The sequence below is a fragment of the Bradyrhizobium sp. SYSU BS000235 genome, assembly GCF_049747295.1.
In the GTDB taxonomy this organism is placed as follows: Bacteria; Pseudomonadota; Alphaproteobacteria; order Rhizobiales; family Xanthobacteraceae; genus Afipia.
In genome coordinates this window covers 2,373,839-2,395,340 of sequence record NZ_JBMHJM010000001.1, presented here as the reverse complement: position 1 = coordinate 2,395,340, position 21,502 = coordinate 2,373,839, and the positions used below count along the sequence as shown (strand labels likewise).

Annotated in this window: 16 protein-coding genes and 1 pseudogene; 9 read left to right on the top strand and 8 right to left on the bottom strand. The window is 53.3% G+C overall.

The annotated features are described in order from the left end of the window. Nucleotides 1-54: 54 nt before the first annotated feature. The 3 genes and pseudogenes from ggt to ACP0KA_RS11150 form a co-directional block, all read left to right on the top strand. Nucleotides 55-1,788, top strand: a complete 1,734-nt coding sequence (gene ggt / locus ACP0KA_RS11160) for a gamma-glutamyltransferase (RefSeq protein ID WP_424628851.1) — start codon at nt 55-57, stop codon at nt 1,786-1,788. A gap of 142 nt (nt 1,789-1,930) precedes the next feature. Further along, a complete protein-coding gene (locus ACP0KA_RS11155; RefSeq protein WP_424628850.1) occupies nt 1,931-3,226 on the top strand; it encodes an MFS transporter in 1,296 nt (431 codons plus the stop codon). A 1-nt stretch (nt 3,227) separates the two neighbouring features. Further along, nucleotides 3,228-3,893 (top strand): annotated as a pseudogene (locus tag ACP0KA_RS11150) (amidohydrolase family protein); the annotation flags it as partial. A gap of 562 nt (nt 3,894-4,455) precedes the next feature. Here the strand turns inward: ACP0KA_RS11150 and ACP0KA_RS11145 are convergent. From ACP0KA_RS11145 to ACP0KA_RS11135, 3 genes are all read right to left on the bottom strand, one after another. Next, nucleotides 4,456-4,884, bottom strand: coding sequence for a hypothetical protein (locus ACP0KA_RS11145; protein ID WP_424628849.1), 429 nt, complete (start codon nt 4,882-4,884; stop codon nt 4,456-4,458). A gap of 141 nt (nt 4,885-5,025) precedes the next feature. Next, on the bottom strand, nt 5,026-5,538 hold the full coding sequence (locus ACP0KA_RS11140; protein WP_424628848.1) for a hypothetical protein: 513 nt from the start codon (nt 5,536-5,538) through the stop codon (nt 5,026-5,028). A 155-nt stretch (nt 5,539-5,693) separates the two neighbouring features. Continuing rightward, entirely contained in the window at nt 5,694-6,206 is a 513-nt protein-coding gene (locus ACP0KA_RS11135) for a hypothetical protein (RefSeq protein WP_424628847.1), read from the bottom strand. A gap of 315 nt (nt 6,207-6,521) precedes the next feature. On the opposite strand from ACP0KA_RS11135, the gene ACP0KA_RS11130 reads away from it, so the two are divergent. Together ACP0KA_RS11130 and ACP0KA_RS11125 are read left to right on the top strand one after the other, a co-directional pair. Beyond that, nucleotides 6,522-6,917: a hypothetical protein gene (locus ACP0KA_RS11130; RefSeq protein WP_424628846.1), complete on the top strand. Its 396-nt coding sequence runs from the start codon at nt 6,522-6,524 to the stop codon at nt 6,915-6,917. Continuing rightward, a complete protein-coding gene (locus tag ACP0KA_RS11125) occupies nt 6,914-7,363 on the top strand; it encodes a hypothetical protein (protein WP_424628845.1) in 450 nt (149 codons plus the stop codon). The genes ACP0KA_RS11130 and ACP0KA_RS11125 overlap by 4 nt, the downstream gene beginning before the upstream one ends. A 329-nt stretch (nt 7,364-7,692) precedes the next feature. Here ACP0KA_RS11125 and ACP0KA_RS11120 read toward each other — a convergent pair whose 3' ends face one another. Next, nucleotides 7,693-8,094: a hypothetical protein gene (locus ACP0KA_RS11120; protein ID WP_424628844.1), complete on the bottom strand. Its 402-nt coding sequence runs from the start codon at nt 8,092-8,094 to the stop codon at nt 7,693-7,695. 68 nt (nt 8,095-8,162) lie between these two features. Here ACP0KA_RS11120 and ACP0KA_RS11115 point away from each other — a divergent pair, with 68 nt between their 5' ends. The 3 genes from ACP0KA_RS11115 to ACP0KA_RS11105 are packed head-to-tail and all read left to right on the top strand — an operon-like array spanning nt 8,163 to nt 11,528. After that, on the top strand, nt 8,163-9,731 hold the full coding sequence (locus ACP0KA_RS11115) for a recombinase family protein (RefSeq protein ID WP_424628843.1): 1,569 nt from the start codon (nt 8,163-8,165) through the stop codon (nt 9,729-9,731). Then, entirely contained in the window at nt 9,728-10,615 is an 888-nt protein-coding gene (locus ACP0KA_RS11110) for a plasmid partitioning protein RepB C-terminal domain-containing protein (RefSeq protein ID WP_424628842.1), read from the top strand. Before ACP0KA_RS11115 ends, ACP0KA_RS11110 begins: the two co-directional genes overlap by 4 nt. A gap of 1 nt (nt 10,616) precedes the next feature. Continuing rightward, nucleotides 10,617-11,528: a plasmid partitioning protein RepB C-terminal domain-containing protein gene (locus ACP0KA_RS11105; RefSeq protein WP_424628841.1), complete on the top strand. Its 912-nt coding sequence runs from the start codon at nt 10,617-10,619 to the stop codon at nt 11,526-11,528. A gap of 161 nt (nt 11,529-11,689) precedes the next feature. On the opposite strand, the gene ACP0KA_RS11100 is transcribed toward ACP0KA_RS11105, so the two are convergent. Together ACP0KA_RS11100 and ACP0KA_RS11095 are read right to left on the bottom strand one after the other, a co-directional pair. After that, nucleotides 11,690-14,287, bottom strand: coding sequence for an AAA-like domain-containing protein (locus tag ACP0KA_RS11100; RefSeq protein WP_424628840.1), 2,598 nt, complete (start codon nt 14,285-14,287; stop codon nt 11,690-11,692). Beyond that, the gene (locus tag ACP0KA_RS11095) at nt 14,280-15,854 is read right to left on the bottom strand and encodes a hypothetical protein (protein WP_424628839.1); all 1,575 of its coding nucleotides are present in this window, start codon (nt 15,852-15,854) and stop codon (nt 14,280-14,282) included. Before ACP0KA_RS11095 ends, ACP0KA_RS11100 begins: the two co-directional genes overlap by 8 nt. 229 nt (nt 15,855-16,083) lie before the next feature. On the opposite strand from ACP0KA_RS11095, the gene ACP0KA_RS11090 reads away from it, so the two are divergent. Next, the gene (locus ACP0KA_RS11090; RefSeq protein WP_424628838.1) at nt 16,084-16,743 is read left to right on the top strand and encodes a recombinase family protein; all 660 of its coding nucleotides are present in this window, start codon (nt 16,084-16,086) and stop codon (nt 16,741-16,743) included. A 29-nt stretch (nt 16,744-16,772) separates the two neighbouring features. On the opposite strand, the gene ACP0KA_RS11085 is transcribed toward ACP0KA_RS11090, so the two are convergent. Together ACP0KA_RS11085 and ACP0KA_RS11080 are read right to left on the bottom strand one after the other, a co-directional pair. Further along, nucleotides 16,773-17,564 (bottom strand): abortive infection family protein, encoded by a 792-nt coding sequence (locus ACP0KA_RS11085; RefSeq protein ID WP_424628837.1) that lies wholly within the window; start codon nt 17,562-17,564, stop codon nt 16,773-16,775. Nucleotides 17,565-17,712: 148 nt separating this feature from the next. Next, a complete protein-coding gene (locus tag ACP0KA_RS11080; protein ID WP_424628836.1) occupies nt 17,713-21,168 on the bottom strand; it encodes a class I SAM-dependent DNA methyltransferase in 3,456 nt (1,151 codons plus the stop codon). Nucleotides 21,169-21,502 lie beyond the last annotated feature (334 nt).

The following is a 21,502-nucleotide window of genomic DNA, read 5'->3' as shown; positions in this document are numbered from 1 at the left end:
ACGCGGTTCAATTGCTAATCGTGTTTTTCAGCGATTGCACGTCTTGGAGCCCGCATGTCTCTTTTTACCCGCCGCGACATATTCGCTCTCACGCTCATTGGATTGTGCTCCCCCGCATTCGGGCAGGACTCGCGTAACGGGTATTACACCAACCCCACACTCGGAACCCTTCAGCCGATTGTTGCAAAGAGCGGGATGGTCGTCGCTCAGGAGCGAATCGCCGCTGAAATCGGCCGTGATGTTCTGGCGCGCGGCGGCAACGCGATCGACGCCGCGGTCGCCACGGGATTTGCGATGGCCGTGACTTATCCACGTGCCGGAAATATCGGCGGCGGCGGCTTCATGATTGTTCACTTGGCGAACGGCACAAACGTCGCCATCGATTACCGCGAGAGTGCACCAGCCGCTGCGACCCGCGATATGTTTCTCGGCAGCGATGGAAAACCGGATCCAAAAAAATCTCGCGACCAGGCGCTTGGCATCGGCGTTCCCGGCACTGTTGCTGGTCTTGCGTTTGCGTTGGAGAAATACGGCTCCGGCAAATTCAAGCTTCCGGACCTGCTCACGCCGGCCATCGCTTTGGCGCGCAACGGCTTCACGGTGGCGGATGACATCGCCGATACATTGCCGGAGCTGTACGGTCGGCTGAATCGCTGGCCATCGAGCCGAAAAATTTTCTCCCGGCCAGACGGCACTCCGTTGCAGCCAGGCGACAAGCTCGTTCAGACGGATCTTGCGGCAACGCTGGAAGCGATTTCCACGCAAGGACCCCGCGGATTCTATGAGGGTCCCGTCGCGGAGAAACTCGTCGCGGGCATTCGCGATGCCGGCGGCATCATGACGGTTGATGACCTCAAGCGCTATGAACCCGTCATACGAGAGCCGGTGCACGGCAGCTATCGCGGCTTTGATATCGTCTCGATGCCTTTGCCCTCATCCGGCGGCACCGTGCTGATTGAATCGTTGAATATTCTCGAGGGATACAAGTTGCACCAGATGGGCGCAGGCTCTGTGGATGCGCTGCATGTCATGATCGAAGCGATGAAGCGCGCTTACGCCGATCGCGCGCGCTATCTCGGCGATCCGGCCTTCGTCAATGCACCGATCTCACAGCTGCTCTCAAAAGACTATGCAGCACGGCAGCGCGCCACGATCGATATGGCGAAGGCAACACCGTCGAACGAGACCTCTGTCGTTCCACCTCGGGAAGGCACCAACACCACACACTTCTCTGTCGTCGATCAATTCGGCAATGCGGTCAGTAACACCTACACCCTCAATTTCAGCTATGGCGTCGGTCTGGTCGCAGACGGCACCGGTGTCCTGCTCAATAACGAAATGGACGACTTCACCGCGGCCCCGGGTGCATCCAACGCCTTTGGCCTGGTCGGGTTCGAGGCCAACCTCCCCGGCCCGGGCAAGCGGCCTTTGTCGTCCATGACGCCAACCATCGTGCTCAAGGATGGCAAGGTCGTGCTGGTGACCGGCTCGCCCGGCGGCAGCCGGATCATCTCGGCGGTCCTGCAGGTCGTCATCAACACGCTGGACTTCGACATGAATGTCGCTGCGGCAGTCGCCGCACCGCGTGTGCATCATCAATGGCTGCCGGACGAAGTCCGTGCCGAGCATGGCATCCCGGACGACACTATTGCTGCATTGCGCGCCAGAGGGCACCGCGTGGTGGTGCCTTTGGGACAAACCTCGGCCAATTCCATCGCGGTGACCCCCACCGGCTTGCTTGGCGCGCCCGATCCGCGTACCCGTGGGGCATTCGCAGCCGGGAACTAGATAATCAACGTTTCCGGCTGACTTTGAATGATGACAGACCCGACGATTGGCGTAGATTTATTTCACTGCTTTCAATCAACCCTGTGACGCGCGGCCGGCGCGGGGTCCGGAACAACAGCCGTTAAACTTGGGGGAGCATTTTATGAGCACATCATCGCAGGATGCGATTGAAGTCGCAAAAATTGAAGACACCAGCCTTCTCGCGTTCTACCGCGACATGAACGTGCCGGAGCGGCGCACGTTCTGGGCTTGTGCGTCGGGCTGGGCACTCGACGGCATGGATTTCATGATCTATCCGCTCGTCATCGGCACAATTATCACGATGTGGAAGGTCGATGCCGGCACGGCGGGCCTCGCAGGCACCGTGACGCTTTTTGCTTCAGCCATCGGCGGCTGGCTGGCTGGTTATCTTGCGGACCGCATTGGTCGCGTGAAGACGTTGCAGCTGACCATTCTCTGGTTCTCGTTCTTTTCGCTGGTCTGCGCGTTCGTGCAGAATTTCGACCAGCTCCTGATCGCCCGTGCGCTGCTTGGCCTCGGTTTCGGCGGTGAGTGGGCTGCCGGCGCCGTGCTGATGGGCGAAGCCATCCGCGCGCAGTACCGTGGACGCGCTGTTGGTTCGGTGCAGTCCGGATGGGCCGTCGGCTGGGGTCTCGCCGTGCTTGCGCAGGCCATTCTGTTTTCGATTTTCCCGGCCCAAGAAGCCTGGCGCTGGATGTTCGCCATCGGCGCTCTGCCGGCGCTGATGGTGTTCTTCCTGCGCCGCTACGTTGAAGAACCGCAGATCGCGGCTGAGACACGCGCAAAGCAGGCAGCAACCGGCGACCGGCCGCAGCTCTGGGAAATCTTCTCGGGCCCGATCGCAAAGACCACAATCCTTGCCTCGCTCGCGGCAACCGGCTGCCAGGGTGGCTATTACGCGATCACCTTCTGGGTGCCGCGCTTCCTCACCACCGAGCGCAAGCTCTCGATCGTCGGCTCCACGGGTTACCTCGCGACGCTGATCATCGGCTCCTTCATCGGCTATCTCGTCGGCGCGTGGCTGGCCGATCGCATCGGACGCCGCAACCTGTTCCTGACCTTCTCCATCGGCGCGATCGCTCTGATTCTCGTCTACACGCAGGTGCCGTTGAGCAACGAAATCCTCTGGGTGTTGGGTTTCCCATTGGGCTTCTTTGCGTCGGGATATTTTTCCGGCATGGGCGCGTTCCTGACCGAACTGTATCCGACTCGCCTGCGCGGATCGGGCCAGGGCTTCTGCTACAACTTCGGTCGCGGCATCGGCGCGCTGTTCCCGTTCCTGGTCGGCTGGCTGTCCACCACCACCACCCTTGGCAACGCCATCTGCATCTTCGCGGTGCTGGCTTATGGCCTGTTCTTCCTCGCGGCTTACGCGTTGCCCGAAACCCGCGGCAGAATTCTTCACGCAGAAGCTTGATATGATTGATTCAACACATAAGGAGGCCCCGGCATGTCCGGGGCCTCTGCCTTCACAACACAAGGCCACACGCTTCACGGTGCCGCCCGGCGCCGTGGATACCCACTGTCACGTGATCGGTTTGCCGCCGGCTTACCCCTTCATGCCGGACCGCGCTTACACCCCACCCGAAGCCACCGCGCGCGATTATCTCGCCATGCTGGACGCCACGGACATGACGTACGGCGTGCTGACGCAAGTCAGTGTGCACGGCACCGACAATCGTTTGATGGTGGATACACTCCGCGCGAACCGTGAGCGTTTGCGCGGCATTGCGGTGATTGCGCTCGACTGTCCCGAGCGCGAGCGCCCCGCCCTGAAAGATGCGGGCGTTGTCGGCCTGCGCATGAACGTTCTCTATGCCGGCGGCGGTGTTAACTTCGCGCAGATCGAAAGCTATGCCTCGCTGTGCCGCGAAATGGGCTGGCATCTGCAATTCCTGCTCGATGCGCGCCAATTGCCCGAGTTGGCACCACGCCTCTCCAAGCTGCCGGTTCCGTTTCTCATTGATCACATCGGACATTTCCCGACCTCGGCCGGTGTGGACAACGAGGGCTTCAAGACTCTCGTCTCGCTGGTGCGCGACGGCGCCTGGGTGCGGTTGTCCGGCGCCTATCGCAACACGATCTACTAGACAATTAACCCCCGGAATTTTTCCGACTCGCCCGCTTATCCGCTCAAGGTCGAGTACGGGACGGGCAAAACAAAGTTTAAAGCAACCGACTCATTTTGCTCTGGGAATGCCCCTGAAGATCAGAGGAGCCCAGCATTAAGGCCGGGCTCCTCCATTACTTTGGAAATATAATACCACGAAGCGTTGCTGGCCGCTTAACGATCCGATAGGCCCCAAGCTCTCGGACGAGGCTGAGCCAATGTCGGAGGTAACGCACGGCTTTTGGGCTGATGATCAAACCACGGCGTGGACCTTTGATGAGTATCCGAGGCTTCGATCTTCCGTCCCATTCTTGCGTCATCTTCCCAGCTTGGTAAGAACCGATCTTCGTACAGCTTGCGACCGCCTGAAGCAGGTCGTCCAGCTCCGACTCGTTGGTAGGACCATCCGTGGACAACCAGTGTTTAATATCGTTTGTCCTCGTCGCATTTGCATAAAGATACCTGCTCGCTGCTGATGGCTTCTCTGGCAGTTCTGGCGGCTTAAGAGCGGGATGCATATTCAGCTCCTAAGCCAATCAGAAGCCGCCATGGCGACCTCTCGGATAAGCAGTAGATCGGAATGCGTGATCGCTATGATGTTCGCTTCCACCACCATTGCGCTCGAAGTCTGCGGTACCCCTGCTCTCTCTCATCTTAGCGTCTTCGTAAACCGATCGAGCACTAACGACCAGCAAACCATCGCGAAGCTCGGTGTATGCGTCCGCCATGAAGTGACTGAGCGTTCCGTCAGTCAGCCTTTCAAAATAGCAACGCGACCCATCGTGAAACTCGATGGAGTGCATGGTGAAATCGCCATCGTCGCCGACGTCGTAGTTGCACCCATCATTGTTGAAAACGATCCCCTCGATAGGCCAGTCAGTCCTGACGCCTGAGAAATCCGTGAGCTTTTCGTCGTGCTGAATCGGGTCCATGAAACGAGCCCGTGTTGCAATCTGTTTATACATGTACGTCTGCCTTTTCCTTTTGTTGAGATCAGCGGCCTCTGCGAAACCGCAGCACTATGACTAAGACTTAAATTGCTGAACTCAACCTAGCTAAGGCTCTCCGTCGAACACGACAGGGCCAGCGTGTTCGATCATCACAACCTACTTCTCGAAAAAGCTCCGCAGATCTGGTAGTATCAACTTCAATCGAGCTTCGCGTTTTGCGGTCAACTTCATTCTGTTGTTAATCGCTTTCTCGGCTGCACGTTTGACACGCATACGAAAAGCATCGACTTTAACTTCACTAGGATACTCCGCCTTCGTCTGCGCATCCTCCTTGAGAAACGATCGGAAGAGATCGCTATCTCGCTTCGGCTGCTTCTTCTTGTAGTGATTGATCAGTCTCACAAGGAGATCGAAGTTTTTATTGTCGTCGAACTTCACATCGGCGGGCGAAGGCTTATCCAGGTAAAGATGGTCGTAAACAATCGAGCATAGAAACGCGACATGATGCTCGTTATTCGGATCTAATTTGAGCTGCTTGAATAGCAGATCGCGTTTGCGGAATAGCTGTGGTCCCTGCGTAATTTCTGAAGGCAGCTGCAAGCCAGACTTTCCAGCTACACTTCGCAGCAGTTCAAATTCCTCGATTATAAATTTGCCACGGTGCTTCATTGTCGACTTTCGGTATCCATTTGGTTTGGTTGATCGTTTTGGACAATATTTTGGATAAGGCTCAGAAACGGTTTTCTGATCCTCGAGTCTAGTGATGGGACATACGTTTCTTCAGAGGATGATCTTGCACCAACACTTACTCCTCGTATGCGGAGTTATTTAGTGTCGACGACAACAGCCTCGAGGACGATCGTGTCGATCCAGGCTTCCAACTCGGCTTTTGAACGTTTTTTCGCGAGGTACGACGGCGCCCCCTCGTCCGCCATCCGGTCGTGAAGATTGGTGCTCCAAGACGATTCCGCCCAAGCTTTCCTGACGAGATGATGAAACCGGACTTCTGCCACCGCGTCCGGACACTCAATGATAACGTGCGCATGCCATCCGCGGTCATGTCCGAATTCGAGAAACGGTATCCGTCTGACCCGCCGATTGAAACGTTGAACTAGCCGCCCGTAAATAGCTCGGTCAATCCGTTTGCAGAACAATTCGATCTCCCGCCGGGCGACACGTTCGTCCAGTCGAATATATGCACCGGTGTCACACCGGCGCATTTCTTTGAAGTTGAGCGAGATAAACGACGTAACGCCCCAGCCAGACAAATGATCGTCTAGCCATCGGCGCGTCTCCTCCCGGATACGGCTCAAGGCCTCATTTTCTGCGAAGAACACGGCTGTTACAATCGCTTTAGATCAATGGGCTCGTACTCGTGGCCGCTGATTTCGCGAGCCTCAATGTTTTCAATGTGGCGCGCCAGCCTTTCAATACGCCGCTCCAATGCTCTTGCTCGAAGCCTTCGCTCTCGCTCCTCCGCCCCAGCAAAAAACTTCGCGCGCTTCCTAGCAACGCGCTCTTCCTGTGTTTCATCTCTTTTCACGACCCACTTCCTTTCGACTGAGTGGTAGATAGCAGCCGTCAATTTGGGTTCAATCGCTCAGAGATAACTTCTCGAACACGAGGGTGGCCGAGAGCTTACTATTCCTCTTATGGCTCTTGATGCTGATCTCATTCAGCGACGGCAGAGAGCATTCGACCTCTATTTCGAAGTGACCACTGAACGGCCTGCACAGCACCGCATTTTGCTCTCCGATGGATCGCTTGTTGATATTCCACCGCCTCCGGACGGAAATGGTCCCGATCGCATGAATCGCCTCATGCAGTGGAGTTCGGAAGCGCGTCGATTCGGAGACCCAATGATCGCCGGTTACGAATTTACAGGATTTGCTCCGATGCATGAGACCAATTCGGAAGAAGGTCTCCGAAAGATACGCGCGAACACCGGTCGGATGTTCATGAAGGTCGAAAGTGCTCAATTTGAGCCAGCGATGGCGGATGCGTTTGTAGAAACGGTGAAGTCTTTGCTTGAGAGGTGCAAACAATGATTACCGCCTCAAGCACTCTCGCCTCCGCTCTCAAATGGATTGGACTGATTGCATTCCTGGTATTTTGCCTCCTACTCACTCAGGGCAAATTGGATAAACCCCTTCGTTGGTTGCTGACGAGGATGAACTTATCTGGACCAGAGTTGGCCGTCGAAGTGAATAAGCTCGCTATGCAGCAGGGTTCGCGGTTCGGTTTTATCACCGTTACTAACCTCTCCCAGGACGCCATTACGCTAAAACACGTTACGATCAATCGTAACCAGAGCGCAGGCTGCTCCTTTGATCCCAAGCAAGCCGTCCAACTAGGTTCATCAAATATCTTAGAGCCAGGTAGCCACGCTATGATCGGCACAGGGGCAATGATCGGCGGTTTTTGCGGGTCATTTATGCTGGTGGAAATTGATACTGACCGTGGTTCGGCTGAATACTCGATAAAGTGGAGATAAGCGTCGGCCTGAGGAACGTGAAAACAGTGAAGTGTGTTCATTGAGGTAAAAGGCACTATGGAGCGCTTGACCCGCTTCAAGATTCTGCAAAACTATCTTATCTCAATGAAGAGCTGCTCTCAGAATAAATGGAGAGCTGTATGTCAAACCATAGGCTTCGCTTCAAGGGACCCGGCTTCACATTTGACGCCAAAGGATGGGCGGGCATCGTCGCCGCTATTTTCATCGTCGTTTTCCTCACAGCTCCCTGGATTTGGTGACTATCGATAGGACTTCTGAAGGTCCGGAGATCTTATGCCTGTAACCATGTAAAGATGCGTCAATCTGATCTATTCCTCTCGGGCGATCTTCTGCCCCTCCAGATCTTCCATCAATTTCAACATTCGATGTAGGACCGCCTTCGCATCCCCGACTTTCTTTGCAAGAACCAAATCTCGGCGGCCCGACAGTAATAGCACAGCCTCCAAGACTTCATCCGAGCTGCGAACCAAATCCACGAGATGCTCTCCTGTCGGACCGTTCTTGGCTGAGAACCAGTTCTTTACCGCACGCTCGTTTGCTTTCGTAAGCGCAACTACCGTCTTTATCGACGCATGAGTTTCCCCGAATTGTCTTCGCAGTGCTTGCGAGATGACGTTTGCAAATCGCTCGTTCTCGAGACTCGGTTCGGAGAACCGAAAACCTTTTCCTGAAATGGACTGAATTCTTCGGTCTGTTTTCGGAGGCGACATTCCGCATCTCCCTTGGCTAGGCTACCGACAGTTATGTGTCGGTGGACTTGTTCCCCTATAAGCCAATTGTGTTAGATAAGATGACGGTGCGCGCCCCATTCGAAGGAACGGCCAGCCCAGTGCGAGCCGCACAATATGTGCGGATGTCCACAGAGCACCAGAAGTATTCGACCGAAAATCAGATCGCGGTCATCGCAGCATATGCAGCGGAACGCGGTTACTCGATTGTTCACACATATGCAGACGAAGGAAGGAGCGGCCTGAAACTAGAAGGTCGGGCGGCCCTGAAGCAATTAATCGCGGACGTTCGACATGGCCGCGCCAGTTACTCTGCGATCCTCGTCTACGACGTTAGTCGGTGGGGGCGCTTCCAGGACGCGGATGAAAGCGCATACTACGAATATCTCTGCCGCGAAGCCGGCATCGCTATTCATTACTGTGCCGAGCAGTTCGACAACGATGGCAGTCTCGCTTCAACAATAATAAAGAGTATGAAGCGCGCGATGGCCGGTGAGTATAGCCGTGAATTGTCGGCCAAAGTATTCCGTGGACAGTGTCATCTCGTATCGTTGGGTTTTAGACAGGGCGGGAGTCCTGGGTACGGGCTTCGCCGTCAGCTTATCGATGACAAAGGAAACTACAAAGCCGAGCTGGGACCCGGTGAATACAAGAGCTTGCAGACAGACCGCGTTATACTGCGACCTGGACCTGATGAGGAGCAACAGGTTGTTCAGCAGATTTATCGGCTCTTCGTCCTCCAGTTGAAACGAGAGGAAGAAATAGCCGTCACGCTGAACGACGAAGGTATTTCGAACGAATTTGGGCGACCCTGGAGCCGGGGGACAGTTCACCAAGTGCTTACGAACGAGAAATACATCGGCAATAACGTCTATAATCGCATCTCCTTCAAGTTAAAGCAGAAAAGGGTGTCGAATCCGCCGGATCTTTGGGTGAGGTGTCCAAACGCATTCGAAGGGTTGGTCGAGCTAGATTTCTTCCAAGCGGCTAAAAGAATCATCGACGAACGCAGCAAACGTCTGAGCGATGACGAGATGCTGGAGCGCCTGTCTTCACTCTACACTAGTGCGGGCTATCTCTCGGGCTTAACTATCGATGAGAGAGATGACATGCCATCGACGTCTGCTTATCGCACACGTTTCGGCAGCTTACTCAGAGCATATCATCTCGTCGGATTTCACCCCACTCGCGACTATCGATACATTCAGATCAATCGAAAACTCAGGTCAATGCATCCCGACATCGTGTCGATGGCGCTAGAACGTATCGAGGGTGTAGGGGGAGAGGTAACTGTCAATTCTATAAACGACATTCTGACGATCAACGGGGAGTTCACTGCCTCAATTGTCTTAGTTCGATGCTGTCGAATGCAATCTGGCGGCCTTCGCTGGAAAGTTAGATTCGACACGAGCTTACTTCCTGACATCACCATCGTTCTTCGAATGAACGAAGCGAACGATTCCGTGATGGACTACTATCTGCTTCCGCGCATCGACCTTGCTGAAAATACATTCCGGTTGCGCGAGGATAATAGCATTCAGTTCGACGCTTATCGCTTCGACACTTTGGACACGCTGCTGAATCTCAGCTCGCGTGGAGAGTTGAGGTATGCGGCATGAATGAAGAGGAGCACACTCGCGTTATCCGCTCAATTCCGATTGACTTAATCACCGTCCTTAATCCGCGCGCGCGAAATAAACGTGTTTTTAGTGAGCTCGTTTCGAGTATTGCCCACCTAGGCCTCAAAAAGCCAATCACTGTAAGCGAGAGAGACGGTGGAACTGCTTTCGATCTAGTTTGCGGTCAGGGGCGTCTCGAGGCTTTTGTCGCGCTTGGCCAAAAAGAAATACCGGCTGTAGTCATCAGTGCATCGCCGGAAGACTGCTACGTCATGAGTCTGGTTGAGAACTTAGCGAGAAGGCACCACTCTCCTATCGAGTTGGTTTCTGAAATCGGTAACCTCAAAAAGAGAGGCTACTCGACAGCTCAAATTGCGGCGAAAATCGATTTCAGCCCGGAATATGTATATGCGATATGTTATCTCCTCGAGCACGGTGAAGAGAGGCTTCTATCCGGAGTGGAACGAGGAATCATTCCACATTCGATCGCGATGGAGATCGCGAGAGCCAAAGACACCGACGTTCAACGTGCATTGGCTGAGGCTTATGAAACTGGCGCGATTCCAGGGAATCAAATTGTTGCCATACGCCGAATTGTCGAACAGCGAAATCTCACCGGAAAGAGTCTTCGCTCAGCGAGCCGACGTTCACAATCCAAAAAAACCGTGACATCTGGTGCTCTTATTAGGGCTTATCGAAAGGAGGCTGATCGACAGAAGCTCGTCGTCAAGAAAGCAACCCTCGCACAGGAACGCCTTATCTTCGTTGTGAATGCTTTGCGCACCCTGCTTGCTGATCCGCGGTTTTTGCAAATGCTACGTCAAGAGGAGCTCCATACCGTTCCTCGCGTACTCGCGGACCGTATTGAGCTACTCGGAGGATAAGATGCAGGTTTCCAACGTCAGAGTTGGATTCGAACAAACCATTTTGGATTTGCGTTTGGACAAGGTGCTTCCACACAAGCAAGTGCCCGAAGCATTAAAGACTTCTGCACGGTACAAGCGAATAGCTCAATCCATAGCCGAAATCGGGCTCATCGAGCCTCTAGTGGTTACCCGCGAGGCATCCGACAACGGTTCACGCTTGTTACTGGACGGTCATGCTCGTCGAGCGATACTATTAGATCTTGGCGAAACAGAAGCTCGCTGCATCTTGGCGCTAGATGATGAGGCTTTCACTTACAATAAGCGAATAAACCATCTCGCCACAATACAAGAACACTTTATGATTGTGCGGGCACTTGAGAAGGGTGTTCCTGAAGAAAAGCTCGCGCGAGCTCTCGACGTCAATATCGGTCATATCAAGCGACGAAGAACTCTCTTAGACGGCGTATGTCCCGAAGTCATTGAAATGCTCAAGGATAGGTTCGTGAATCCGTCCACCTTTGGCGTTTTGAAAAAGATGAAGCCTATGCGCCAGATTGAGGCAGCGGAGCTCATGCATTCAGTTTCTAACTTCAGCTCAAGCTATGCCAAAGCCCTGCTTGCGGCCACTAAACAATCCGATCTGGCTAGACCAGAACGACCCAAGAAAATATCAGGAATGACCCCTGAGCAAATGGCTCGCATGGAGCGAGAAATGGAAACTTTGCAACGGGACTTCAAAGCAGTTGAGTCCTCCTATGGCGAGGATGTGTTACACTTAGTGATTGCTTCTGGATATCTCTCAAAACTGGTCGCGAACGAAAAGATCGAAAAATATTTGGCGAGCAGTAGCCCGGAGATCCTCGAGAAGTTCAGGGCAATCATCTCGTCGGCCTCGCTTGAAAGCCAATCTACCACAGCCGGTTTATCATGAAGCGACCGATAGCAGATGCTATTCGGGCGAAGCTATTTCGCCGCGAAGATCCGCGCGATCATGTATTACTCAAAGTGTTTCGAGCTCTAATTGGGAAGGGTACGTGAAGGTAGGCGAATTCGTCAAACATAAACGCTCGATAATCTTGTACGCTCGATACGTCATTTGTTTGCCTCGATGTCTTCCAATTCGTAAGCACCGCTCCGCAGCTCCCGCTCAACGAATTTGAATTTTACTGTTCGGACACGCTTCGTCTCCATGTCGCGCACGACAACACGTTGGTTTCGACCAATCTTTCTAAACGGATCGATCAAATGATCCTGCAGGGCTTTGCTGGCAAAGGTTCTGAAGCTTTCGATCATTGAGGCGAGATCGAATCCTTCCGAATCCGGCAATTGCTTGGGCGCTCCGGCTTCGGTGACTTCCAATAAGCGCTTAGCAGTTGCTCGAGCTTCACTTAGCATCTCTAACGAACGTAGAGTATCAAGCCTGTAGCGCAGGAGGAGCACATAAAAGAGCCAATGATCATCGTCCGGAAATCCCGCGATCTCCATGCCGATATTGATTAGATTCAACGCACGCCGATGCTCACCTCGAACGATCAGCTCGCTCGATAAGTTGATGAGAACGACGAAATCATCGTCTGATGGCGAGATGTTCTTGGTATATCGATCCTGAAGAGACTCCGCATAAACGGTGACATACCGTTCACGCTGTCCCCCTGTCGTATATTGAGCGGCCAGGCGTATCGCCTCGAAACGTTGCTCAGAAGTAACAGTTTCGTCGTCATACCTCTCCAAAGCTAATCGAGCGAGCGGGCTCAGGCCAGCTCTGTCATCATTCGATGCGAGCGCTAGATGCAGGAGGACCGCAAATGGTCTCCTTGCGTGAGCATACAACGTGTCGCTAGCGTATCTCACTAGCTGATCGAGTTCTTCGAACGCGCTTTCGTCGTTTAACTTCAGAATTACCGAAGCTAAGACTGTTTCGTCGAACTCCAGTGAATTTTGAGTCTTAGGGGCGAGGAGAATACGCTCGCTCATGATGACATGTGCAGCTTTCCTAGCTGCATCAGACACAGGAGCACCAGAGTCATTCCTCATCGTCCGTATCAAAATTGCCGGGTGGCACTTTGCAGGCGCGTATTTTAGAGATGAACCGAAGGCCTCACCCGCTGGCCCGCTCCTGCCGGTGGCAGCATTCGCCTGCCCAAGATTAAAGTAGATTGACGCAACTAGTTCTGCGTCATCAGCAGCGGGTAGCGTCCGGCCGGCCATTAATTCTCCAACGACCGATTCAGTGATGCTAAGAATTTTTTCGAAATGACCTGTTGCATCAAGCCGAAGGAGTGCGGACGTCAAGGACAAGCGTGCGACATTCTGGAGTGTGCCGCTGGTAGTCACTGCGTGTTCTAGTATCGGAACCGCTTCTGTAACGTTACCGCTCTGAAGATAGGATGAGCCAAGGTAGTACTGGCATGTCGCCGTAAGCTCGGAATTCGACGACTGCTCAATCGTTTTTTTTAAGCTAGAGATTGCCAGCTCGAAACGTCGCTCATTGTAGTAGGCCATTCCCAGCATGAACTGGTGTGTTACATCCAGCTCGACGCCTGCGGGCTGAATTTGAATATGATCCTGGATATGCTGTATGGCTTGATCATATCGCTGCTCTTTGAAGTGTTCAGCAGCCGATTCGAGTAAGCTTCTTTGGGAGGCCGATGCTTGCGCAAGCCACGCGTCAGATAGGGCTGCGTCAACAATTCTGTTTTTTACGGTTGGCGTGCCGCTCGCATCTGAAATGATCCCGGCGAGATACAATCTCGCCCGACTTCTCTCATCCAATGAATCTCCTTTGCCCCACCGTATGCTAATCAACGCGCTACGAATTTGAGGATCGCTCTCAGCTAAAACACGAATATGGTCAACGGGTGCCCGGTCAAAGCGGCTCAGATAGAGTTTTTCGACAGCTGCTATGACATCCTTGCGCGTCGCTTGTTCTCCACTCTCCCCTAGATCTTCCAACACGGCGGCCAAGTCCCAAGACAAGCGAGGGTTGCCCGCAGTCCAAGCGTAAATTTCCTGGATCACGGCCGTCGAAAAGCGAACTTTTGCGTTATCCAGCAACCGAGCGAATTCGTCGTGAGAGAAATCATCGAGATAGATTTTTTCACCGATGTTAAAGGGGGAGATGTTTTTGTCTTTGATAAGGTCTATTGGATCGGCGACGCCGGATAGCACATACGTCAATCGCTCATATTCCGGATGATTGACGCGAGAGAAGTACATGCTTCTAATCTGCGCGAATATGCTGTCAGAGTAGACTGCGCTAATCAGTGAATCGATTTCGTCCAGTACGATGATGAGGCGCCGACCGTTCAGCGCTTTCAGTATAGTCCGCAGGTGCCGATCGAACTCGAGATTTGCTTCAGCTCGCACGTCCTTTCTTTGGCTTTCGATTCGCGCCAGGACTTCGCGCTGCAAATCATCGACAGATTCGACAATCCGATCAATTACGAATCGAAAGAGATCTCTTGCGCTTTCAAATCGCGTTGAAAGATCAAAGTAAACGACCACATCGCCGAGCGTCTCTCGCCGACGCTTCATGTGGATCAACAGGTTAGTCTTCCCCATCTGTCGAGCTACGAGGACGTATCCAGGGCGTCCCATATCCTCGATGATGCGGTCGAGCTGTCGATCAGCAGCTCTCTCCACATACAATGACGATGGTATGATGGTTGTCGACTTCAGCATTTTAGGCATGCCGAACCTCCATCGCTATACTTTCAATCAACTCTGGGACAGATCGCCCCCCATCGGTACCGTTTCTCCACCGCCTAAAAATTGATTTGATGTAGCGCGGCGAGCCACTAGCTGCCCGCGCAATGAGACCGATCTCATTGCTGCTCAAGTGTGGATTCAGCTCCCGCGCGATGATACGGCTCAATGATGTTAGATCGTCCAGACTCCATGGCGACATATCAATGAACTGCAGCTTTTCATGCAATTTTTCCAGACCGACAGCACCTCGGGAGGGATCATGGATCGATGTGAATGCAAGCCTGATCCTTTCATGCAGACGAGCATCCGCTTCGAGGACGAGTATCATCTGGAGGATAGATCCGAGAAAAACGTCGAAATCTTCCTTCGTTCCAAGAGGTATCTCCTCCACGAGGATCGTAAGAGATCCACCATCGGTTCTAGCGCGAAGCATTCGCTTGACAAAGGTCAATAGCTCGGCTGGCGTAGAGCTCGCAGGTGGGAGTTCGTCATGCCCTAAGCTTTCGGAGAGCTCCACGCACATCGCCCTGAACAAACCAAGTGCCGTCAAGCCGTGGTAGCCCGCTAAGATGATCTGCGCTACTTGACGTCCGGCAGAGAAGATAGATCTTCTCGCCGCTGACGTTTTGCCAACACCGCTGTTGCCTGTAATCCAGATGTGCCCGTTGGTTGACGCCACGCTTATTCGTTCGTCCGACGAACGTTGTAGGTAAAACAACTCATCCTGCTTCGAATATAGATCGAATAATACGTCTGCTGGACGATGCGTTCCGACGCGTTGAGCAGAGTTCGCTGTTAAGTTTGATAAGTTCCCCTCTAGCGCAAATTGCTTAAGAACGATGTATCTGGTGTCGTCTTTATCGTTTGGCTCTACAATCGATCGATGGTTGCTGCCGATCAAGGTGTGCACCCGCTCAGAGGGCTGAAATGGGCTGGCGCTGTCTGGCGTGACTACTGAGTCCGCTCCCCCGATAACGTATCGAACATCCACGGCGCCTTCTGCGCGGAGATGAATCCAATCTTCATTCTGAATCTGCAGAAGATCTGCATTTTTGCAGAGTTGGCTTACTTGCGGATGATAGCCATAAATGTTCGTCGCGACGTTTGCTAACGTCGCCCCGGTGTGCGGCACAGCAATCAGCATTAGCTTCGTTGCAATTTGCCGCTGCTTCGATTTTAGGACGTTGATGATGTATTGCCGTGCGACTAGCCCCCCTAAGCTGTGCGCAACAATTATCAGTTCAGAACGATGGCTATGTCTGGCTCGGATTTCGGTCTCGAGACCGCGAGACAGCTCATGGAGATTTGCGATTCGTCCGAAGATCGGTGGGGACCAACGCGACGGGTAAGCATAGCAATCGAGCGAAAAGTGATCAAAAGCCTTATCCGACACACAAGTCGCTATCATCCGAGCCCAGGTCTTTGCTGGACTTCCATCCAAACCATGGATGAACAAAATTGCGGGACTTGAGCCGGGATCGTCCTTAACATTTCTGCGGACTATCGCTCGTTTGAAGAATGGGATCCTCAGAGTTGCAGCTCCAGTCATTACTATTTTTCAGATAGGTAGCACTCGCACTTTTTGAGCGCAAGGTTGAGTGCGCTAGGGCACGAAACGCAGTCTCGGAGCGGGTCTAGCCGACGGTAGGACGGCTGGATTCTTCGGTTATTCGCTCATCGATCGTTACTTCGTTGAGCAAAGAACTAGAGGCAAAGAATGCCGTTGCCCAAGTGTAAAAACTTCCGGAAGTCGGTCCAACGATAGTATGGGTCGTGCCATGACAAAACTCATTGCCTATTTCCGCGTATCCACGCATCGCCAGGGGAAGTCTGGGCTGGGGTTGGCCGCTCAGCATCGCAAAATCTCTGAATTCGCCTCAGGTGCGGCCGGAACGCTGATCGCTGAATTCTGCGATATTCAATCGGGGAAAGATGATTCGCGCGTAGAGTTGCAGCGAGCGATCCAGTTAGCCAAGCGCGAGAACGCCAAGATCGTCATCGCCCGCCTTGACCGATTCTCCCGCCGTGTCAGCTTTATCGCCAGCATTCTTGAGCAAGGTATCGGTCTGGTCTGTGCCGAGATGCCAACTGCTTCAGACTTCCAGCTGCACATTTTTGCAGCGCTGGCACAGGAGGAGCGCCGGCTGATTTCCGAAAGAACCAAAGCAGCTCTAGCGGAGGCGAAACGTCGGGGAAAAATTCTCGGCGCTAATGGAAAGTATTTGGCCGCGAAGAATCGCAGAAATGCTGACGAGTTTGCATCTCAGCTTAGGGAAAAATTGGATACGGATTTAATGGGCCGTTCTTATAGCGAGATTGCGCGACACCTGAATGATGCGGGGATCACCTCCATGAAAGGAAAAAAGTTTTACCCACAGACGGTGAAGAACTATCTGCAGCGCAAAGCCGCCCCAGCGCCATCTCCTCGAGAAGCATGAAACTGGCGACTTCGCCGGCCGAAAACAGACTATTCGAGATCGGCCTTTCTCATCAACCATGCAGATAAAATCATTCCGATCGATCCGATCATATTCGCGTCGTCTAAGGTAATCGTTGTCTTCGTTCCAGCGGGCTTCCCGTGACCTGTACCGGCTTCGTTGCGAAGCTCATTGATAGTCTCAATGGTTTGCTGAATACGGCTCACAGTTTTCCGCATAAGCCGTTCCGTCGCATCCGCTGGAGGCGTCGTAGATGAAAGACCGATTTCGTGGAAGCATTTCGTTGTTAGGGCGGGAAAATCGAGATTGTCGATATCATCCACTGATCGTTTCTTTAATGCTGTTCGCATTACTGCCTCGAGGAGGTCTTTTGTGGCGCCAACAGCCAACGCTGGGTCACGAGGCAGCGCATCTCTAATGCGCGCTGTATAGCTACCGAGATCAATCGCGTCGGCTATCTCGTGAACTTCCTCCAAGCTGCCAGAAATGCCCTCCAAGATTGGATCGTCTTCGTTCGCCGCTGTCCATTGCGCTAACAGCTCTTTTTGATGACGCTTGAACCAGCTTTGCACAGAGGAAAGTTTTATAAGGGCGTCAAAGGCCTCCCTGTCTTCGCTCTCAAAAAGATTTTGGACGAGCGAAAGTACGTGACCTTCGTAGTCCGGATCGCCCCATTGCAAGCTTCTGAGAAACCGAGGGTGATTCTCGATTTCGTGCGACAATCCATGGAGCGTCGCGAACCGTTTCCAATCACTCTCGTTCATAGTGCTGACGAGCGCATCGGCCAGCGCGACAATGAAACGGTTTTCTAATGGAGCCATTGTAAATCTTCTGCATTTAAGATCATCATAAACACAAAACACAACTCTTCGCGTGAATGATGCGCGGACAGTTTGATACTACGTGCTTCGCACCGCCGAAACTCCGCAATCTGACGTCGGCGACTGCGAGATCGCGGTCATTCAGTATCTACGCCGTCTTGCGGAGTGTGAAGGTTCCGTCGATCTCAGTTGAAACATGGCCTAGGCGCGCGAGTGAAGCCAGAACATCGCTGACTTTCTTCTCCGTCGTCCTTGTTTTCTTGAATTGCGTAGCGATCGACCTTGCGTCAAGCGGTACGCTTGAGCGGGCCAATGTAGCAAACACTGCAGCTGTCTGCTCAACTGCCCCAACTGGGAACGATGGAAGTTGCACTTTCTCCCTGACGTCGAGCGAAGCCGCGACTTGCGTGCCTTCTTCGCGGGCAGCTTGTTTGTCCAGTGTTTTGCCTAGGCGCGGAATCTGATAGTCGGGCCGCAGCCAGCGGACGAGCCCGCGCTTTTCTTCTCCGGCACGTTCTTTGTTAAGCGCTGCAAGACGACTTAGGATATCATCATCATCGAGGTCTGCAGGCCAGCCATAGGCATCCGCGACCGCGACATCGAGCCTCCCGTGAAGCTCCTTGATGATGAGCACGAGGCCGTCATCGAAAATCTTGCGGTCAGAATCGTCGAGCTCACCGGGTCTTGTGCCAGCTCGTAATTTTTCGAGCACATTGTACAGGCCGGTCAACGTCAAATGTGGATGTTCCGCCAGAACACGCTTGCGATGCGCATCTAGTTCTTCCGCGATGACACGAATACTTTGTTTCTGAATATTGTTCGCGGCCGGAAATGGGAAGGTGTCGAAGCAGCGGGACTTTGTATATATGGGGCGATCTTCAAGCGTACCCCCGTTCGCTAAGGTCCAGCAAATGTGTGCCCGAGAAGAGACGATTCCTAAGTCATACGCATCGGATGTAGCAAACACGACAAGACGATTGTCAGGCAAAATTTCTGATGACAAGAACTGAAACACTCGGTGCTGCATCGTCTCCACCGTGACCACGTATCTTTCCAATCCCGATAGTGCCGGTCTCAACTCATCGCGCGGTTCGCCGAATATCCACCAATTGTCCTTGTATGATTGGCGGTTGTTCCAATCTCTCCCAACAAACTCTTGCTCGCCTCTTTTGTTGATCTGGATCTTTTCCTTCACTTCCAGCTTGATGTGCTGGTACACTTCTGGAAATTGTTCTCGAACTTTTTCCGCCGACAATCCAAAGAGATCGATGACCATTACGTTGCGTGGTCGTGCGGTGAGATCCCGCCCATTTCGATAATTCCTGATACGCAGCTCAAGCCCAGGGCGCTTGCCCAGTCCCAAGTGTCGGGCGGCGTCGGGAGTCACGATAAAACCAGCTCCATGTAATTTCATACCGGGCGAACAAACTCCTTCATTTGCATTCAGAGCGGTCGCCGAGGTCACATCAATTCCAACAGTCAAATCGGCGTTTATGGGGCCTTCGATTTCTGTGAATCCCACGATAGGCGCATCAGTATCGAGTGCGGCTTCTGAAGTGACCACGCGCAGAACACCCGGAGATGTTCCTGCTTCCCCTACCGTCATTGCAATTCGAACTGCGGCAGCGTCTTGCGTGGCCTTGGTCCAGGGATGATCCGCTATCGCCATTACAAGCGAGATAGGCCTCTTACCCCGTAGGTGTTTTTCCAAGACCCGGCGCTGGAAAACCTGCGAAATGGAATTGGTAGTAACGAAGCCGAATCTTCTGAGTACCGTTGCCTTGCGAGTAAGCAATTCAGCAGCGCGATCCCACCAATACATCACAAAATCGGCAGAATCGTTCATGTCTTTATGAGCCGCCCAAAGCGCTTCGGTGACACCGTCACCCAACCGCGCCCGAATATCCTTACCGCCAATGAACGGCGGGTTACCAACGATAAACTCTGCTGCTGGCCAGTCAGGCCGACGCGCGTTGGGATACGTCTCCTTGCCATTGACAGCCACAGGCAGAGGCTCGCCATCCCACGTCAGTACAGCATTCTTAACCTGAATGTTCTTGAACGCCCGCAGGATTGGCTCGTCTGGTGATCCGCCCTTTGTGCGGAAATGCCACTGCAAATAACCGATCCACAATACCAACTCGGCAATCGCGGCTGCGCGCGGATTAATCTCAATTCCAAGAAACTGGTGCGGATCGATGCTGTGCGATGCGAGGCCGCGCAAAGCTTCCTGGCCGCCGAGATCGAGCAGCGCTTCCAGCACTTCGCCTTCAAGGCGTTTCATTAACTCGAGCGAGACGTACAGAAAATTTCCGGTACCGCACGCCGGATCGAGCACGCGCGTTTGGCAGAGCTTTTCGTGAAACGCGCTAACTTCCGCTGCTGCACCCTTGAAATCGCCGCTGCCACGCTTGATTTCCGCAGTTGCCTGCACGTTGCGCCAGTCTTCGCGCAACGGCTCGACGATCGTCGCTATGACCAGACGCTCGACATAGGTACGCGGCGTATAATGCGCGCCGAGGCGCTGGCGCTCGACAGGATCGAGCGCTTGTTCGACCAGCGTTCCAAAGATCGATGGATCAACTTCCTTCCAATTGTAACTTGCCGCCTGGCGTAGCTCGCCAATTTCCTCACGGCCAAGCGGCATCGCGGCCTTGTTGCGAAAGAATTCGCCATTAAACTTCTTAACTTCCTTTTTCAGCGCGTGCGCGAAACCGCCCGTGTTCATCGCTTCCCAAAGCTGCGTCACAACCGGTACGAATGTGTCTGGTGCTTCCTCGCATTCCTCCAGCACGTCCTTGAAGGATTTTTCCGGAAGTAGGCCGACATCTTCCGCGAACATAGTGAACAGGCAGCGCATTAGAAACATCGCAACGTCCTGCGCCGGATATTTCTTTTTCTCCAATGCGAGCGACACCTGTGCGAGGCGCTTGGCGATGTCGCGCGTAACTTTGGCAGAAACCTGAGTCGGATCGAGCTTTTCGGGCTCCTGCCAAATTTTTTGCAGCCGCTCGCGCACCTCGCGATGACGTAAATCTTCCAGGTAGATGCGAAAAGTCTGGCGATCTGGAAACTGTGTGTAGTTTTTGCCTTGACCAGAAAAATCGGCGTAAACTTCGATGCAATGGCCGACGTCGCACACGAGGATAAACGGCGGCCAGCCGTGGGACGTAGGCAGTGCGCGGGCATACTCTTCTGCCTGCCGCTTCGCATTAAGCATCAGAACGTCCCACGCTCGATCCGCTCCCCGACGGCCACGTGACGCTTCCGGCACGTCTGTTGTGAACAGATCGTTCTGACCGGCAACCTCCTTTTTACCACCTTTAATGCGGCTCTGCTTGGCCTCGAGTACGAAGCTGCCTTTCTTGTAAAGATCGATTCGACCTTGGGAATCGCCCTCTTCCCGATGCTTCTTAACAGCACGCTCAAAGACGTAGTCGTTGTTCTCATGAGTTGCGTCGGCAGGATCTGGCGGCTGCAATCCTAAGAGGGCAATTAATTCATTCAGAAACGAGACATAATTTGCTCGTTCCTGGCCACCCTCACGCCCCTGCCAACGCGCAATGAACTTCTCTACCGCTTCTTCTATCTTTTGCTGCCCCATGGGGCCAAAATAGCTGCATTGAGCACGCGATCAAGGCCTGAAGACCCGCGGCGGGGCCTTGATGGTGAAAGTCTTGCATATCACCCGTGTTTCCCCGGCCAAACGATCGACACCGGCGGCAGATAAACGCCTCGAATTCCGCTTTAGAGATGGGGTTAATTAAGCGTCCTTCCACAACGTCCGAAGTAACAACTCCAGCGTTCTCCAAACATACGCGGCAATGCATTTTACTGACCCCAAACCGTGTATTTTCCAGTGGGGAAGAAAAGATCGAAACATGACCCGATTTGGTCGTGGATATTTCTCTGTTATTCCACCACTATTCGAATAGTGC